The following is a 17426-nucleotide window of genomic DNA, read 5'->3' on the forward strand; positions in this document are numbered from 1 at the left end:
TATCTTTGGCGCAGCGCTCGCTTGTCTCCGTACGCGGCTGGATGACTATAATGTTTCGGAAGTTTTCGATGGTCGGTCCACGCTGCTAACCCGCTAAGGGCGCCGGCCATGACTGACGCAGATCAGACGTTGTTCCGACGCCCTGCAGACCAACAATTTAACCATATAAGCCCTATTTAATATCCGCACAAAAGGCCGCGCAGGGTGTCGCGCGGCCTTTTGGGTTGGATGGGTGGGCTGGGTTAACCCTTGTTCATCCGGTTCGTGATCAGCTCTTCCACAACCGACGGATCAGCGAGGGTCGAGATATCGCCCAGCGTTGCGTGATCGTTTTCCGCGATCTTGCGCAAGATACGCCGCATGATTTTGCCCGACCGCGTCTTGGGCAGCCCAGGCGCCCATTGGATCAGGTCCGGCTTGGCGATCGGCCCGATCTCGGAACGGACCCAGACTTCCAGCTCTTTGCGCAGCGCATCAGTTGGCTCTTCGCCGCTCATCAGCGTGACATAGGCATAGATGCCCTGCCCTTTGATCGCGTGCGGATATCCGACCACGGCGGCTTCGGCGACCTTGGCGTGTGCAACCAACGCGCTCTCGACCTCGGCTGTACCCATGCGATGCCCGGACACGTTGATCACGTCATCGACGCGGCCCGTGATCCAGTAATACCCATCTTCGTCGCGCTTGCAGCCGTCACCGGTGAAGTAATAGCCTTTGTAATCCGCGAAATAGGTCTTTTCAAACCGGACGTGATCGCCCCAGACGGTGCGCATCTGGCCCGGCCAACTGTCTTTGATGCACAGCACACCTTCGGCGGCGGTATCGTGGATTTCTTCGCCGGATGTTGGCTCCAGAATGACAGGCTGCACCCCAAAAAACGGCAATGTCGCTGACCCCGGTTTGGTCGCTGTCGCGCCCGGCAGTGGTGTCAGCAAATGACCACCGGTTTCGGTCTGCCACCATGTGTCCACAATCGGCACAGTGCCTTTGCCGATGACGTCATTGTACCAATTCCACGCTTCGGGGTTGATCGGTTCGCCCACGGTACCCAGCACCTTTAGGTCCGACAGGTCGTATTTTTCCACAAAGCTCGTGCCTTGACCCATCAGTGCGCGGATAGCGGTGGGCGCTGTGTAGAATTGGTTAACCTTGTGCTTTTCGCACACCTGCCAGAACCGTCCTGCGTCAGGATAGGTTGGCACGCCTTCGAACATGACGGTCGTCGCGCCATTGGCCAGTGGACCATAGACGATATAGCTGTGCCCCGTGACCCAGCCCACATCCGCCGTGCACCAAAAGACGTCGCCGTCGTGATAGTCAAATGTGTACTGGTGCGTCATCGCCGCATAGACAAGATAACCGCCCGTGCAATGCACAACCCCCTTGGGTTGGCCGGTAGACCCCGATGTATACAGAATAAACAGCGGATCTTCGGCGTTCATTTCTGCGGGCGGACAGTCGGCGCTGACCTGTGCCTCCATTTCGTGCAGCCAATAATCACCTTCGGACCGCAACGCGATTTGCTGGCCAGTCCGCTTGACGACAAGGCATTTCACGTCGTGAAAGTCGTGCAGCAAAGCTTGGTTCACCGCATCCTTCAGGTTGGTCACCCGGCCACCACGCGGCGCGCCATCTGCGGTAATCACAACCTTTGCGTCGCACGCATTGACCCGCGATCCAAGTGCTTCGGCAGAAAATCCCGCAAAGACGATGGAATGGATCGCACCGATCCGCGCGCAGGCTAACATCGCATATGCAGCTTCGGGGATCATCGGCAGATATAGGACAACACGGTCGCCTTTGGTGACGCCCAGTTCTTTCAGCACGTTGGCCATTTTGCAGGTACGTGCGTGCAATTCTTTATAGGTGATATGCAGGGCATCTTCGTCGGGGCTGTCAGGTTCCCAAATGATCGCGGTCTGGTCGCCCCGTGTTTCAAGATGTCGGTCGATACAGTTTGCTGCCACGTTCAGCGTGCCGTCCTCGAACCATTTGATATCAATATTGCCGGGCGCAAAGCTGGTGTTTTTCACCTTTGTAAACGGCTTGATCCAATCGACGCGCTTGCCATGTTCGGCCCAGAAACCGTCCGGGTCAGAGATGGAAGCAGCATACATGGAATCATATGTTGCTTTGTCTGCGTGTGCCCCCTTAGCCATTTCTGAAGTTGGCGGATACATCTTGGATGTATGGTCAGTCATGGTATCTCCCCCCTTTGACGTGTCGTGTCGGCGCGGTTAAATGAAACGCGGCCGGCTTTAGAGACGCATCATGATCACAAAAGTTGCGAAGCCAAGCCGTAGGCGCATATTGGTGCAGAATTTGTCAATCTTAACACACGTGGGGCGCGAGGCATGTTAATAACTTTACAAAGCCATCACGGTACCACAAGATGACCGCCATCGTTGTTCTCGGTGCTGCAGTCTGGCCAGATGGCCCGTCACCCACACTGCGTCGCCGCACCGCGCATGCCGCCAAGATATGGCACGCCGGCCGTGCGCCAATCATTGTCGTCTGCGGTGGCATGGGGAAAAACGCCCCCACAGAAGCCGCGGCAATGCATCAAATATTGCGTGATCTTCGTGTCCCCGACAGTGCAATCGTGCAGGAAGACCGGTCTCAGACGACATACGAAAACATCCGCAACGCGGCTGAAATGATCACGCAGCGCGACATTATCATTGTCACCGATCGGTATCACAGCCTTCGCGCCCGGATGGTGGCACGCTATTTTGGGCTGACAGCAACATCATCATGCCCGGCACCGGCGGGGGCCCACGTGAAACAATATTTGCGTGAAGCAATCGCTTTGCCACTATATGCGCTTTGGCTTGCGCGGCAACGTAGTTAACGCGAAATTAATACCCGCGTGGCATCCTGTTCTTCACAAAAACAGGCCAGTTTATGCGTTTTATTGTCAATTTCATGATGTTTTTCAGCTTGGTGAACGCCGCCGCCGCTGGCCCGTGGACTCGCGAGGAACACCAGCTTTTTTATGCGACGGGGGGGAATTTTTTACTATCGGACGGCGCGCAACTGCCGGTCAACTACGACCCGACATTCTATGCTGAATATGGGCTGAACGGGACAGTCACATTAGGGACAGATTACCATACCGCCGACCAGGGGCGCATTCAGGCCGCTGTCATATTTATGGGGTTTCCGCTGGGTGAAACCAATGGCCGCGACGTGTGGTCGGCGCATATTGGTCTTGGCGGCCGGGTCGACCCGCTGAACCCGGTTGAATATTTGACCCGCGGCGGTGTGTCATGGGGGCGCGGGCTGGACACCGGGTGGCTTGCTGTTGATGCAAGCGCGACTTACGGCAATATCGATCAGGTATTTCGCCCCAAAGCGGACGTTACATGGGGGCATCGCCTGAGCGATCGCTGGACAACCATCATGCAGCTTCAGACCGGCGAAGGTTTCGAAGACGACCAGTACATAAAGATCAATCCGGCGATCACCTTTCGGTTCAACGATAAATATACGCTCAGCCTTGGCGCGGTTCATGCATTCACGGGCGATCGGGGCTCTGCGCTTAAGCTGGATTTGTGGACAACAACGACAATCCCCCAATTTGGCCGAGCAAACGAATGACATCATCCACACCTTTACCGTGGCGCAAGCTGGTAAAGACCACGGGCAAATCTCCGCGCATCCGCGCGGCATCACGTGCCATCACGTCAAGCGACGCACCGACGTAAGGGGCCAAATCGGTCTTATTGATCACCAGTATGTCGGAACGGGTGATCGCGGGGCCACCTTTGCGCGGGATTTCTTCGCCCGCAGCCACGTCGATCACGTAGATTGTCACATCAGCCAATTCGGGGCTAAAGGTGGCGGACAGGTTGTCGCCACCGCTTTCGATCAGCACCAATTCAAGCCCGGGATGGCTGCTGCGCATTTCGGCAATAGCCGCTAAATTGATCGACGCATCTTCGCGGATCGCTGTATGCGGGCATCCGCCCGTCTCCACACCCATCACACGGTCAGCAGGCAGAATTTGCATACGCATCAGCGCCTCGGCATCCTCTTGGGTATAGATGTCGTTGGTGATGACACCCAGACTGACCTGATCCTTTAGCGCCCGCGCAAGCGCCGCGGTCAGCGTTGTCTTACCTGCCCCGACAGGGCCACCAATTCCAACGCGCAAAGGTCCGTGCGGTGACATATATCTTGCTCCGATTTCTTATGAACGAAAAATGCGCGGCGACTGATCCGCGTGCTGCATTGATGCGATATCCACGGTGAAACTTGCGCTGCCAATGTCGTCAATGCCGGCCTCTGCGGCGGCGCCACCGACAGCGGTACACACAGGCGACAACGCCATCAAAATGCGCTGCCCCTTGGTTTGCCCCAACGGCATCAACCGCTGCGCTGCTTGAACCAAATTGCTGACAAAGCATTGGAGCCAAACCTGTGCCGTTGGCAAAACCGGCACCCCGATCAGCCCGGCAGCGCGCCCCACCGCAACCGGATAGGCCATATCAGGCAGATCAAGCCCCCAAACAGCACGCGTCGTCGCCGCAAAAGCAGCACCTTGCTGCATCGTTTCCATCCGTCGTTCGCGTGACGGCGCAAGCACAGCCGCAAGATCGGCAATAGGCGCGACATCATCAGCAGCGTGCGCCGCACACAGCAAAATCGCATCACTGCGTCCGGCGCCGTGTTCCAGCACGACCCGCAGCCAATCTGCCAATGTGTCTGCATCGATCACATCCCCGCGCTGGATGGCGCGTTCCAATCCATGCGACCAGGCAAACGCGCCAACTGGATAGGCGGGCGAAAGCCATTGGGTCAATGTCAGCAGGTGGTCAATGTGCATGACTGTGGCCATGGTCATGCCCCATGGTCCGGCCAAGACCATACGCGCCCCCCTCGGGCGTGAAAGGGCCGTCAAAATCGGTAACCGTCGCACCTAACTGTTCAAGCATTGCCCGCATCACCCTTTCACGCTGCACGATCAAGGCGTCCGGCGTAATCGCACAAGGCGCGTGACGGTTGCCAATATGCCACGCCAGCCGGACCAGATCACCGGTGACGCGCATCAGGGCCTCGTTTGCGGCGACCACCAAAATTTGTCGCCCATCATCCAGCACAAATACGTGCCCGGCATCGATCGATGTGGTCTGAGGCAAATCAACCATAAACGGCTCGCCTGCTTCTGTGGTCAACCGCTTACGTCGCAAGATACGGGCATCGTACGGCAGCTGTACGCGGCCAGAAATCGGGCCATGCGGATGCGAATGTGTTTGAAACGCGGTGGCAGTCATGGCTATTGCGCCACCACTGACATGGACACCAAACGATACACGTCGGGTTCTTCAAGCTCGTGGTCGTCAAAGCTGGCGAGGTATGCAAACCCTAAGTCTGGAAAGAAATGCAGACGTTCAGTATAGCTGTAATCGGCGGCGGCATAATGCATTGTTCCCGCAATCACGGTGTATGCACAGTCCCCGAATACCATTTTTGCGGCATCGTCCCATGATGCCGTCAGTTTTTCCTGATCCATCCGGTCAACGATCGTGCGTGCCCGCCATTTGGCGCCCGGTGATGGCACCGGCATTGCATCTGGCGTCATGTCAAATGCATAGGTCACACGTGAACTCGGGTCCGCCTCTCCGGCGACAAGGTCAACGACTTCAAGAAGGTAAACCCCCTGACCCAGCATCGCACGGCTTTCATAGCCATCCGAAAACGTCGAGGTCATTGCCACAACGGCAGGCCGCTGTTGGCGGTAAAGTTCTGCGGTACCATTTTCGTAAAGCAGGCGCACCCCACTATCGAGGTCGGCCGCAACAGGGCAGTCCGCCCACGCAGGCGCGCCCAGCGTCAATAAAAGTATCGTCCGCAACATCATCACAGTCCCTCCGGTTCGAAGAGACCGTAACGAGAATTCAGTGACGAGTCATCCGCCGCCGCAGGATTATCGCCAAGGTGACCGGCGCGCGTAGCAGCGCCAAACCAGCCACTTTGGCAAGTTCGCGCAGCATTTCGCGATTGGTGATCAGTGTATTGTCCGCATGGAAAGTCATGATGTGCCTCATTCAAAGCGATGTCTTTCCTCCCTGATCTCGATTTAAAATGCTGCGGCGCAGCATTCAATCCCTCACTACGCAACGTCACGCCAATCAAAACAGGAAATACCGCTGCGCCATAGGCAAAACTGTGGCGGGTTGACAGGTAAGAAGCTCGCCATCCGCACGGACTTCGTAGGTTTCAGGGTTTACCTCGACATGGGGCATCGCATCATTCAATTTCAGGTCGCGCTTTCCGATGGTTCGGGTATTTTGCACCGCCAGCGTCTGTTTGGCCAAACCTAGCTGGTTTCGCAGACCTGCATCTTGGGCTGCGGCGCTTATGAAGGTGACAGCCGAGTTTTCAACTGATCGTCCATAGGCGCCAAACATCGGGCGCGTGTAAACCGGCTGCGGTGTGGGGATCGACGCATTGGGATCACCCATTTGCGCAGCAACAATTGTGCCGCCCATCAGGATCATCTCTGGTTTCACACCAAAAAACGCAGGGTTCCACAGAACCAGATCGGCACGCTTGCCTTCTTCAATCGACCCGACATGCGCCGAAATCCCATGCGCAATTGCCGGATTAATCGTGTATTTTGCGATGTAGCGCCGCACACGAAAGTTGTCGTTGTCGCCGGTTTCTTCGGCCAGTCGTCCACGCTGTTTTTTCATTTTGTCCGCAGTTTGCCATGTACGGATCAGCACCTCACCGACACGGCCCATCGCCTGGCTATCGGACGCGATGATCGAAAATGCGCCCATGTCGTGCAAGATATCTTCGGCTGCGATGGTCTCGCGACGGATCCGGCTTTCGGCAAACGCGACATCTTCGGGAATGGACTTATCAAGATGGTGACAGACCATCAGCATATCGAGATGTTCATCGATCGTGTTGACCGTGAAAGGTCGCGTTGGATTTGTCGACGACGGCAAAACATGCGCCTCGCCACAAATTTTGATGATATCGGGGGCATGGCCGCCGCCCGCGCCTTCGGTATGGAAGGCATGAATTGTGCGGCCCTTCATTGCGCCAACGGTATGTTCAACAAAGCCAGATTCGTTCAGTGTATCCGTGTGGATCATCACCTGAACATCCCACGCGTCGGCCACCGAGAGACAGTTATCAATCGCCGCCGGGGTCGTCCCCCAGTCTTCGTGCAACTTCAGGCACGATGCGCCGCCCAAAATCTGTTCCTCAAGTGCGGCGGGAAGCGACGCGTTTCCCTTACCCGCAAAGGCAAGGTTCATCGGGAACGCATCTGCGGCCTGCATCATGCGCCCCAAATGCCACGGGCCGGGTGTACAGGTCGTGGCCAGCGTGCCATGCGCGGGGCCAGTTCCGCCACCAATCATCGTGGTCAAGCCGGAATACAGCGCGTCTTCAATCTGCTGCGGACAGATAAAGTGGATATGGCTGTCGATCCCGCCAGCAGTCAGAATGCGACCCTCACCTGCGATGACCTCGGTTCCCGGCCCCACAATGATATCGACGCCGGGCTGCGTGTCGGGGTTTCCTGCCTTGCCGACTTTGACGATACGCCCGTCTTTCAGACCGACATCTGCCTTGATAATCCCGGCCCAATCCACAATCAGGGCATTGGTGATCACGGTATCGACAGCGCCTTGTGCACGCGTTGCTTGCGATTGCCCCATACCGTCACGGATGACCTTACCGCCGCCGAATTTCACCTCTTCACCATAAAGCATGCCGTTGCGCCCGGCACTGCCCGTCATAGCGGCCCCCGCATATTCGGCGGTCAGGTCACGCTCTACCTCGATGATCAAATCCGTATCCGCAAGCCGAACGCGGTCGCCCACCGTCGGTCCAAACATTGCGGCATAATCACGCCTAGAGATGGTTGCTGGCATCTGTCCGTTCCCTTACTTCTTGGGTATTTTAAGGCCGCGCTTTTTCAAACGCTTGGCATTGGCACGGGTCTTTTGGCGAAACGGTTTGATCGCCGCCGCGGCAATTTGATCTGGCGTATGACCAGCAAATGCCGCGCGGGTGGCGTCACTGGACGCTTTTTGCATCGCATGGACCTTTTCGGAAACCATACGCGCATCTTCGCCATCGGCGACAGACCAAACGCCATACATACCCATCACACGCATGGCGACAACCGATTGGGCCTCTAACATCAAATGACTTAGCTGCACGGCATTGGCCCAATAGGCTAATGGGTTTGGGGCACCCGCCATTACAAATCTCCCATCACTGCTTGATTGAACCCGAACACTCTGCGCGCGCCGGCGATTGGTATCAACGACACCTCGCGCCGCTGGCCCGGCTCAAACCGGACAGCAGTGCCTGCTGCAATATCCAACCGCATTCCGCGCACCGCGGCGCGGTCAAATTCAAGCGCGGGATTTGTTTCAGCAAAATGGTAGTGCGACCCCACCTGCACCGGGCGGTCCCCTGCATTTGCGACTTCGATCACAACCGCCTTGGCGTTCGCATTCAAAACGATATCGCCCTCTGCAACAATCAGTTCACCTGGTGTCATCGTCTGCCCTCGCTTTGTTCCAAATACTCAAAAAATCAACGGATCGGGTCGTGGACTGTCACCAGCTTGGTGCCATCTGGAAACGTCGCTTCCACCTGCACGTCGTGGATCATCTCTGCGATGCCGTCCATCACCTGATCTCTGGTGATCACATGGGCACCCGCTTGCATCATATCCGCGACAGATCGGCCATCACGCGCCCCTTCGACAACCGCATCCGTAATCAACGCAATCGCCTCCGGATAGTTCAGCTTGACGCCGCGCGCCAAACGTTTGCGCGCGACTTCAGCCGCCATTGCGATCAGCAACTTGTCTTTTTCGCGGGGTGTTAATTGCATGGTTTACAGTCTCCAAACACGGGGGATCGGTGTTGCCGACAGCGTCTCGATGACGCGAATAAGCTGGCGGCGCAGGGTAAAACCGTCCTCTTCCAAAATACGTACAAGAAGCAGGTCGTTCGCAATCAGGCTTTTCCCGCACGTCGTCGGTAAATCGACCTTTGCACCGAATGCGGCGGCTTGCTGTCCGGCAAACAATACAGTGGCCATCGCCCCGGCGCCATTTGCAATTGCACGCTGCTGCATCATGCGTTTCGCATCGCCAATCATGCGAACGGCATCCGCGAAGACTATTTTTCCATCACGCCAAACACGCCACTGATCGGTAAAGTGCGCGGTGCGCACGGTCTCGCCCATCGCAGCCCGCCCAAAAATCACGGGCTCTACCAACAGCGCCGTCGCGCCAACGGCCAAATGGACGCTAAGACGTCGGTTCAATGCAGCGTGATCAAACAAAATTGTTTCTTGCGGAAGCCAATCGATACGCCCGCCCGGACCGGCGGTCAGGACAACATCACTTTGCGCGACTTGGCCCGGCATCGCGCGGTACACGCGTTCCGCAGCTTGGGAAGAAACGACCACATGGGCATCCGCTGCCGCTGTCACAGACAGCGACATCTTGTCCCCGCCGGTCAACCCGCCAGCTGTGTTTAAAAACACCGTATCCAATGCCGTGCCGCGCGCCTGCGGAAAAAGCGCCTTCAGCGACCCCTCTTGACGCAAATCAGAAATGACAGTCTGGGCGCCCCGACGCTTGGCAACCAGATGCAAAGCACCCTTGGCCCGAGGGGCCGAAACGGGGCCATCAGCGGCGCGAATGTCTGCAACAAAAGAAATGGCGGGCCTCGCAAAGTCGTTCTTTATCCGCAAAATGACCAATATCCATCAGGACATGCCAGTGCGCGTATCGAAATATGCACAAGATTTCACAGCATTCGCCTTGGCCGCCTAAAATAAAGGCATCAATGCTATAAAAAACGAAAAAAGGGGCGCAAACGCGCCCCTCGAACCTGTAACGGTAAACCTGACTAGACGGGAGAATCCATCCGAACCTGATAGCGCACGGTACCCTTAACGGCGCCCCCCCAATTCAGGTGAACCGAACGCTTATCGGCCCCCTGCTGTCCCTCGGCCCACGGCATAACATGAAACGGGCTACCGCCTGCGGTCGTAATCGGTCCGTCAGGCAATACAGCCTCCACATATCGTGCATGTCCTGCAAACGGCAGCGCTGTACCGGTAGGGATCAACCATGTCGCGCTCGCCGTCGCCTGTTCGTGCACCAACGCCGCAGGGTTCGCGACAGGTTCTTCAACGTTGTGAAACGTGTTGCCACGAAACTCGAGCCCACGCGTCCGGCTGTAATCCAGATTGGCGAAGGTGGTGTCGACATGCTCGACCCGGTCAATTTTGCCATTCAGCGACCGGAACACATTGCCTAGCACCGCAAAGCCGTTGATGTAGTGTCCAGCACCATATGGCTTAATGACGATAAAATGGAACCACGGCGCCACGTCGTTGGTGGTGAACATATTACCTGTGATTGTCAGCCCTCCAAAGGAAAACTGCGCCCCCAGCGCGGGTTCGCTGCTATGTTCGTTCGTCCACTCAATAAAGTTATTGTCGCAGTAATTTCCTGTGAAAATCGTCTTGGGGTTAGGCGAAGTAATGACAATTCCACCTTTACGTACCCCGTTTACCTCGTCGTCGCCGTGGAACCAATGGTTACCAGAAATCAGGCTGCCAGAACCGGCCAATACGCAGAAATGTTTGAACTTGCTGGTGCGGTTATCGCGAATTTTTACGTCATTGGCGTTGGCGTTGAAACCAATGCTGATGCGCCCCGCTACGGGCACTGATTGCTCTGCTGAAATCAACTGGCAGCGGTCGATCATCATGCCCTGACACCCCCACCCCGGAGAGGTGATGCCACGGTTTTTCGGCTTATTGATGAAACAGTCGCGGATGTGAAAGGTAAACCCTTCGGGCGCCAGCATAATGCAGCTGGCTTCGCCGAGACCTTGAAATTCGATATCATCCAGTACGAATTGGCTGAACTTTGTGTACCGCGAAAAATCGAGCAGATATTTAAACCGCGTAAAGGTGAACACTTGGCTCCCTTCGGCATCGAACAAGGCATTGCTGAGCTTCAGCGTCTTTGCGGGAACGTCGACCGATGTGACATAAATTTCACGACCGACACCGTTTCCGGTGACCAGCGCCCCGACTGGAATGCTCGCGATATTGGTCACGTTCGTCAGCGTGGTGTCGTTTGCTGCCGCATATGTCCCTTGCGATGTGACAACATCGTCATCCCACGCGGCGCCGGAAATCGGTTGGAACTGCCCATTCCGTATTACACGGCGGGTTTCATACCTGTCGCGCGATGGATCGCAAGCCTGCATATCGACAGGTTCCGAAAGTGAAATACGTCGACCGCATAAATCAAGCGACTCGTGGTCAGCAAAGTTAATCAGCGCCTGATAGGCTTTTTTGAATGCGGTTTCCTCGTCTTTGAACGCATCGAGGTAGGCATCGAAATTGTATCCACGTTGAAGAATAAATCGTTCTGACGCCGCCTGAAGAATACGGCCTTCGCATTTGATGTGATTTTCCATCGTGACACTCTCGGCAAGCAGATAGTCGCCAGCAGGAATGATGACAGTGCGTCCATTGGCAGCCGCATCAGCGGCCTCAAATGCAGCACTGTCATCGGTCACGCCGTCACCCTTGGCACCATAATCGCGCACATCAACAATCGCCAAAATATCGCGCATAAATACTGAAGACGCGTCCTCGATCCGGATATCATCAAGCCGGACCACCCCACCGGTTGGTCCAGTCAAATCAATACCAAAGTGCCCGTAGTGCGCGCCAGCCCATACCATATCAACGCCAATGCGGTCGCCTGTGCCGATAATCGCACTGATCTCCACAACCTGCCCATAGTTTGTCAATTGTGTTGCGGGACCAAATGCAGGTAATCCGACCGCCGGTGCGCCCCCCGCCTGCCCAGCCCAGCCAGAGATCCGCACCGCGGGCATCGGGCCTGATATCGCCTTCAGTTTCGCGGTTACCCGCAAATAGCATCCGGGGAGGATCGGCGTTTCGCCCATATACCGCACTTTTGTGATCGGATCTGTTTTCAGTACCTCGAGACACCCGGCAAAATCTGCATCAGCAGCGACAAAAACACCTGATCCGCTGATCGCATAGGTATCTGATCCGGGCGTCCCGTCCCCGCTCGCCCAAACGCCAAGCCCCGCCGAAAACGGCAGTGGCTGGAAGACAATCCCGTCTGTAATCGCTTTGTTCATGATTATTACCTTCTCTGGCAGCAGATGCATTTTGGCGCCGCGAAATGCGGCACCGCTGCCCTAGAGGTACGTGAAACTATTCAATCAGGTCTGACACCACCGTGACGGTGGGGGTGGCAACGCTAGGCGCCGATATCTGGCGCAATAAGAATTTGCACCGCCGCGATTTGCCATCCATCCGGTGTCGCCACCATCTGGTAATCCAAGGTGTGCAGCCCACCAGCCGCATCGCGCACGATCACTTTTTGCCACAATTGCCCATTGATATCGCGCAAATCCAGAAACGTAGTGTCAGCGTTGTTCCACACCATCGGATAGCCTCGTTCAACCATCGCGCCAAAATTCTGGGCGTCGCCGAAAATACGCTTGATATTGGGGGCAGCATACTGCCACGCGCGGTCCAAATCGCGCCCGTGAAACGCGTCTAATTGACTGCTGATCGTGTCATGAATTGCGCGGGGGTCTTGCGCAACCGCCGGCACAGCCCAAAGCCAAAACCCGATGAGCGTTATCAAAATCCTGTGCATCGCCGCCTCCACTTGCGTATCCTCTTACAAAGATACGCACCGAGGCGGCGATCAGTTTCATTATTTTAGCTTGGTTTCAATCAGGCTGATGGTTTCTTCAACGCCATAAAGCGCGATAAACCCACCAAAGCGTGGCCCTTGGGACGCCCCCAACAAAACCTCGTAGAGGGCGGTGAACCATCCGCGTAAAGGATCAAAACCATGCTCGGTTCCAACCGCAAAGACCATTGTTTGCAATGCCTCGGCATCCAAACCACCGTCCCAGACCTTTAAGCGGGCCACCAAATCTTCCATCGCTGCACGCTCTTGATCGGTGGGGGCGCGGAATACCTTGGTGGGCTTCACAAAGTCGTGATAATAGCTAACAGCGAAACCAGCGGCCTGATCCATCTGCGGATTTTTCGCAGCGGACGCATCTGGCGCATACCGCTGGATAAAGCCCCACAGCGTTTCCTTATCATTTGCTCCAGAGACAGACGCCAAGTTCAACAGCATGGCAAACGGCACCACCATATCCGAGGCTGGCACATCGTGGCCATGAATATGGAAGACCGGGTTATTCAGTTTGCCTGCGTCGTCTTGGGTTGGATAGGCCCGCAACTGCTGGTGATATTCGTCCACCGCTTTCGGGATCACATCAAAATGCATCCGTTTTGCCGTTTTTGGCTTCAAATACATGAAATACGAAAGAGTTTCTGTCGCAGCATAGGTCAGCCATTCGTCAATCGTCAGGCCATTGCCTGATGTTTTCGAAATCTTGTGACCGTCAGCATCAAGAAACAATTCGTAGGTAAAGTGCTCTGGTGGACGCCCCCCCAGCACCCGACAGATGCCGTCATAAATCGGCGTGTTGGTCGCGTGATCTTTGCCGTACATTTCAAAATCGACATCCAGTGCCGCCCAACGCGCCCCGAAATCGGGTTTCCACTGCAACTTGCAATTCCCGCCGGTGACAGGCACCGTCACGTCGGTGCCATCAACATCGGTAAATGTAATCATGCCGTCTTTGGTGACGTCCTTCATTGGCACATACAAAACCTGCCCCGTGGTCGGGCTAATCGGCAGAAAAATCGAATACGTCTGGCGACGCTCTTCGCGCAATGATTTCAGCATGATCGCCATAACATCATCATACTTTTCCGCCGACTTCAGCAGGATCTCATCCATCTTGCCGCTACGGTAATATTCCGTCGAAGACGCAAATTCATATTCGAACCCGAATGTGTCCAGGAAATTGTTCAGGCGCGCGTTCATATGGTCGCCAAAACTGCCATGTGTCCCAAACGGGTCAGGCACGGACGTCAGCGGCTTTTGCATAAATGGCTCGAGCGCGGCCGGGTCAGGTACGTTACCCGGGATTTTGCGCATCCCGTCCATATCATCGGAAAAACACAACAGCTTTGTGGGAATGTCAGAAATAATTTCGAACGCACGCCGGATCATTGTTGTGCGCCCGACCTCTCCAAAGGTGCCAATATGTGGCAGCCCAGACGGACCGTAGCCGGTCTCAAAAAGGACATATCCCTTTGCAGGATCCTTTTTTTCATAGCGTTTGAGCACACGGCGCGCCTCTTCAAAGGGCCAAGCCTTGGATGTCATTGCCGCGTCGCGCAAATTGGTCATTCTATCTCTCACGTCTCAAAGAGCACCCCGATGGCACCCGCACATCGCTCTCCCTATTGCGACAAAGGGGCAGCGTCAATAAATGGGTATGAAAGCAAAGGAAACACAATGACCGATGACGCCCCTATGACATCACAAGACGCGCTCGTGGCGTTGATGATTGCCGTGTCAGCATCAGATGGAAATATCCGCACCTCAGAGCTCGTCAAAATCACTGACGCGATTAATATGTTACCTATTTTTGCAGGCTACGATCCAGAACGCCTGCCGCGCATGTCGCGGATGGTGTTCGACCTGCTGGAACCCGAAGACGGGCTAGAAGCCCTGTTCGGCCTCATCCGCGATGCGCTGCCGAAGCGACTGTTTGAAACGGCCTATGCTCTGGCCTGCGACGTCGCGGCCGCAGACGGTATCATCGAAGGGCAAGAGGCAAGAATGCTCGAAGAGATTCGCGAAGAGTTGGACTTGGACCGTCTGCACGCCGCCGCGATCGAACGCGGCGCAAGAGCACGCCACCTAACCTTATAAAACAAAAAGCGGCCCTGATCAGGACCGCTTTTGATAACGTTAGTGTTTTATCTTACGATTCATCGTCGTCAAGAACACCATCATCTTCTGGTGGGGTAACCGAAAGCGTCGGCACCGAGATCGTTTCAGTCGTGGTCGAAACGTCCACATCAGGTACTTCGACTTCTACGTCAGTTTGGCCCAGCTCGACCGAACCCACATCGGCGTCGAACGCAGGAAGCTGACCGCCTTCTACTGATACGTCGACATCAGGCAATGCGCCTTCGCGGGTCTGATCGATATCGACCATGTAAAAGGCAAAAACCCCGACAACAATTGCAGCAGCAATACCCAGTACCGTTAATCCCGTTTTCATCTCATCATCTCCATTTAAGGGCGCCGCAATTCAAATAAGTTGCAGTGCGTTTTCAGAGTATGAACACCGGAAGTGCGTCTATGGTTCCAAAAAAAATCTAATTATCTAACAGCCAATGCCGCAACAGCTGTTGCTGAAGATCGCGCGCCTTGCGCGTCCATGCTGATGCACCACGCGGCGTTTCGTCACCTTCGGCTTTGCCACGTTCACGCGCGTCGACGTCGGCAGCAAATATCGCAAAGGCAAGGTCCCGCCCGCGCGACGTCCGCATGTATCCACCCAAATTTGACACGAAATTGAGCGTCCCCGTCTTCGCATGCACCTCTCCCTGTTGCGCAGAAAGGGCGTTGCCACTGTGATCAACCACTGTGATTGGCTTCATGATAGGGTGTAGCGTGCTTTGCACATCCGGTGACGTCAAAAACCTGACCATGTCACCCGCAGAAATCCTTGATGTGTCGCTTAGCCCCGAATGATCCGCGAAGAACGGGGTCACATCGCCTGCGCGTTGACGCGTCCAGCGCGCCATGCGGGCTGCCGATGCCTGAAGACCCCATTTTTGCCCAACGTTCTGCGCCGTTGTCCACAAACCGGCTGCTTCGGCGGTGATATTGGTCGAATATTTCAGCATATCGCGCATCAGGTCGTTCAACGGTGCGCCCCGCACCCCCGCAATAACCAAAGCTCCGCTGGGTACCTCTGCAATTTCGCGCGGTGGCTTCAGGACAATCCCATGACTGCGCGCAAATGTGGCAAAGACCTCTCCCGCATACAAGCCCGGGTGTCGCACTGGCAGCCAGCGAGAACCGGCATTGTTCAATGCCGAACGCGCCACCGTCCATGCGTCCGCATTCCCAAGATCGCGATACGCAAACACAGGCATATCGCGCGTAACCACCTCGATTTGTGATGTGGTGACCGCCGGGCGGTAATTGTCGCTACGCGCGTCCATGGTGGTGGCATACTGTCCCCCCTGAAGCTTCCATTCAAAATGGACACGGTTGAAGTTCAGGTTCAGCCCGGACACCGTCGGGTTATATCCAAGATAATCCAGCTGCGTGCTGTCGATTTCATCAAGATTGATCAGCGCTTCATCCCAGATCAGAAAATCACCTCTGACCTCGCGCAGGCCAGTACCCTGCAACTGCTGCGCCAACACCGCAAGGTCATCAGTCAACAGGTTGGGATCACCGCCCCCAACCAAAATCAAATTACCATCTAATATGCCGTCATGAATATCGCCATCAGCAAAAATACACGTTTCAAATTGAAATTGCGCTCCGAGATGCTCAAGAGCGTACAGCGCGGTGAATGCCTTGGTGACACTTGCTGGGGGTAGCGGCGCCTCGGGTAAAATCGCCTCGACCACTGTACCCGTCGCCGCGTCCGCGACAACAAAACCAACAGCGCCGCTCAATCCGACCGCATTGATCAACTGTTGTGTCGGACTTACGAATGTTGGACGGGCGACCGGACGCAACACTGGCGTCTTTACGTCGGCCCATACGCCAGTAGCGACCGACGCAGCCGTACCTGCCAACATTGCGCGCCGGGTCAGATGCATCACCATTCACCTCGCGCACGGATCGCGCTCGATGATTGGCCCGACATCGGTAGGTTGACGAATGACCATGCAGGCGCGGTATGGTGTCCCAATATATGACTCGCGGCCCCGGGAATTTGATACGACGCGTAAACACGCGCAGCCTTAGATAATCGTGCCGCGATCCTGTCCCCCGGTCGCGCCATAACGCCGACAGGCACGTGATCCATGATCCATCGCCAATCCTGCCAACGATGAAACTGCGCAAGGTTATCTGCACCCATCAACCACACAAAGCGCACGCCGGGATATCGCCCTTGCAAGGCGCGCAAAGTTTCCGCGGTGTAACGCGTGCCCAATTGCGCCTCGATCCCTGTGACCGTGACGCGGGGGTGCCGCATCAACGCGCGCGCAGCTAGAACTCTGTCGGCAAGCGGCGCAGGGCCATGCTTTTTCAGGGGGTTCGCCGGACTGACCAGCCACCAGACGTGATCCAAGCCAAAGCGTTTCAAAGCAGCTTTTGTGATATGCACATGTCCCGCATGCGGTGGATCAAAAGACCCCCCGAGCAAGCCAATCACCTGACCCGGTTTTGCAACTGGAAATCCGTTCACCCGCGCACCCTCGTAACCCAGTTTCAAAAAGCAAGGGTCGCGCGCAAA

At 55.9% G+C, this 17426-nt stretch carries 21 protein-coding genes; 4 read left to right on the forward strand and 17 right to left on the reverse strand.

Going from position 1 to position 17426, the window contains the following annotated elements; all coding sequences use genetic code 11:
• Positions 1-242: 242 nt before the first annotated feature.
• The gene (gene acs / locus ACXJGX_RS14850; protein ID WP_474783051.1) at positions 243-2201 is read right to left on the reverse strand and encodes an acetate--CoA ligase; all 1959 of its coding nucleotides are present in this window, start codon (positions 2199-2201) and stop codon (positions 243-245) included.
• 191 nt (positions 2202-2392) lie between these two features.
• Between acs and ACXJGX_RS14855 the strand changes: the two genes are divergently transcribed.
• Both ACXJGX_RS14855 and ACXJGX_RS14860 read left to right on the forward strand, forming a co-directional pair.
• On the forward strand, positions 2393-2851 hold the full coding sequence (locus tag ACXJGX_RS14855; RefSeq protein ID WP_474783053.1) for a YdcF family protein: 459 nt from the start codon (positions 2393-2395) through the stop codon (positions 2849-2851).
• Positions 2852-2904: 53 nt separating this feature from the next.
• Positions 2905-3600 carry a hypothetical protein gene (locus tag ACXJGX_RS14860; RefSeq protein WP_474783055.1) on the forward strand — a complete coding sequence of 232 codons (696 nt, stop codon included), beginning with the start codon at positions 2905-2907 and terminating at the stop codon, positions 3598-3600.
• Here the strand turns inward: ACXJGX_RS14860 and ureG are convergent.
• The 10 genes from ureG to ACXJGX_RS14910 form a co-directional block, all read right to left on the reverse strand.
• Positions 3542-4174, reverse strand: coding sequence for an urease accessory protein UreG (gene ureG, locus ACXJGX_RS14865; protein WP_474783057.1), 633 nt, complete (start codon positions 4172-4174; stop codon positions 3542-3544). The two genes, ACXJGX_RS14860 and ureG, sit on opposite strands and share 59 nt — an antisense overlap.
• An 18-nt stretch (positions 4175-4192) precedes the next feature.
• The gene (locus ACXJGX_RS14870) at positions 4193-4846 is read right to left on the reverse strand and encodes an urease accessory protein UreF (protein WP_474783059.1); all 654 of its coding nucleotides are present in this window, start codon (positions 4844-4846) and stop codon (positions 4193-4195) included.
• Positions 4818-5276, reverse strand: a complete 459-nt coding sequence (locus ACXJGX_RS14875; protein WP_474783061.1) for an urease accessory protein UreE — start codon at positions 5274-5276, stop codon at positions 4818-4820. Before ACXJGX_RS14875 ends, ACXJGX_RS14870 begins: the two co-directional genes overlap by 29 nt.
• A gap of 2 nt (positions 5277-5278) precedes the next feature.
• On the reverse strand, positions 5279-5863 hold the full coding sequence (locus tag ACXJGX_RS14880; protein ID WP_474783063.1) for a hypothetical protein: 585 nt from the start codon (positions 5861-5863) through the stop codon (positions 5279-5281).
• A gap of 37 nt (positions 5864-5900) precedes the next feature.
• On the reverse strand, positions 5901-6038 hold the full coding sequence (locus tag ACXJGX_RS14885; RefSeq protein WP_474783065.1) for a hypothetical protein: 138 nt from the start codon (positions 6036-6038) through the stop codon (positions 5901-5903).
• 96 nt (positions 6039-6134) lie between these two features.
• Complete coding sequence (gene ureC, locus ACXJGX_RS14890) at positions 6135-7895, reverse strand: urease subunit alpha (RefSeq protein ID WP_474783067.1); 1761 nt, start codon at positions 7893-7895, stop codon at positions 6135-6137.
• A gap of 12 nt (positions 7896-7907) precedes the next feature.
• The gene (locus ACXJGX_RS14895) at positions 7908-8228 is read right to left on the reverse strand and encodes an antifreeze protein (RefSeq protein ID WP_474783069.1); all 321 of its coding nucleotides are present in this window, start codon (positions 8226-8228) and stop codon (positions 7908-7910) included.
• Positions 8228-8533, reverse strand: a complete 306-nt coding sequence (locus tag ACXJGX_RS14900; protein ID WP_474783071.1) for an urease subunit beta — start codon at positions 8531-8533, stop codon at positions 8228-8230. The genes ACXJGX_RS14895 and ACXJGX_RS14900 overlap by 1 nt, the downstream gene beginning before the upstream one ends.
• A gap of 35 nt (positions 8534-8568) precedes the next feature.
• Complete coding sequence (locus ACXJGX_RS14905) at positions 8569-8871, reverse strand: urease subunit gamma (protein WP_474783073.1); 303 nt, start codon at positions 8869-8871, stop codon at positions 8569-8571.
• A gap of 3 nt (positions 8872-8874) precedes the next feature.
• Positions 8875-9642: an urease accessory protein UreD gene (locus tag ACXJGX_RS14910; protein WP_474783075.1), complete on the reverse strand. Its 768-nt coding sequence runs from the start codon at positions 9640-9642 to the stop codon at positions 8875-8877.
• Between the two features lie 46 nt (positions 9643-9688).
• On the opposite strand from ACXJGX_RS14910, the gene ACXJGX_RS14915 reads away from it, so the two are divergent.
• Positions 9689-9823 (forward strand): hypothetical protein, encoded by a 135-nt coding sequence (locus ACXJGX_RS14915; RefSeq protein ID WP_474783077.1) that lies wholly within the window; start codon positions 9689-9691, stop codon positions 9821-9823.
• Positions 9824-9899: 76 nt separating this feature from the next.
• On the opposite strand, the gene ACXJGX_RS14920 is transcribed toward ACXJGX_RS14915, so the two are convergent.
• The 3 genes from ACXJGX_RS14920 to ACXJGX_RS14930 all read right to left on the reverse strand — a co-directional run bounded on the left by ACXJGX_RS14920 (position 9900) and on the right by ACXJGX_RS14930 (position 14338).
• Entirely contained in the window at positions 9900-12188 is a 2289-nt protein-coding gene (locus ACXJGX_RS14920; protein ID WP_474783079.1) for a glycosyl hydrolase family 28-related protein, read from the reverse strand.
• Positions 12189-12310: 122 nt separating this feature from the next.
• Positions 12311-12715, reverse strand: a complete 405-nt coding sequence (locus ACXJGX_RS14925; RefSeq protein WP_474783081.1) for a DUF4864 domain-containing protein — start codon at positions 12713-12715, stop codon at positions 12311-12313.
• A 60-nt stretch (positions 12716-12775) separates the two neighbouring features.
• A complete protein-coding gene (locus tag ACXJGX_RS14930; RefSeq protein WP_474783083.1) occupies positions 12776-14338 on the reverse strand; it encodes a lysine--tRNA ligase in 1563 nt (520 codons plus the stop codon).
• Positions 14339-14446: 108 nt separating this feature from the next.
• Between ACXJGX_RS14930 and ACXJGX_RS14935 the strand changes: the two genes are divergently transcribed.
• Positions 14447-14866, forward strand: coding sequence for a tellurite resistance TerB family protein (locus ACXJGX_RS14935; RefSeq protein ID WP_474783085.1), 420 nt, complete (start codon positions 14447-14449; stop codon positions 14864-14866).
• A 52-nt stretch (positions 14867-14918) separates the two neighbouring features.
• Here ACXJGX_RS14935 and ACXJGX_RS14940 read toward each other — a convergent pair whose 3' ends face one another.
• The 3 genes from ACXJGX_RS14940 to ACXJGX_RS14950 all read right to left on the reverse strand — a co-directional run bounded on the left by ACXJGX_RS14940 (position 14919) and on the right by ACXJGX_RS14950 (position 17378).
• On the reverse strand, positions 14919-15221 hold the full coding sequence (locus ACXJGX_RS14940) for a hypothetical protein (RefSeq protein WP_474783087.1): 303 nt from the start codon (positions 15219-15221) through the stop codon (positions 14919-14921).
• A 97-nt stretch (positions 15222-15318) separates the two neighbouring features.
• Positions 15319-16785 (reverse strand): D-alanyl-D-alanine carboxypeptidase/D-alanyl-D-alanine endopeptidase, encoded by a 1467-nt coding sequence (dacB, locus tag ACXJGX_RS14945; protein WP_474783089.1) that lies wholly within the window; start codon positions 16783-16785, stop codon positions 15319-15321.
• Positions 16785-17378: a nicotinate-nucleotide adenylyltransferase gene (locus ACXJGX_RS14950; protein ID WP_474783091.1), complete on the reverse strand. Its 594-nt coding sequence runs from the start codon at positions 17376-17378 to the stop codon at positions 16785-16787. The genes dacB and ACXJGX_RS14950 overlap by 1 nt, the downstream gene beginning before the upstream one ends.
• Positions 17379-17426 lie beyond the last annotated feature (48 nt).

The organism is Yoonia sp. SWMV100, assembly GCF_056108365.1.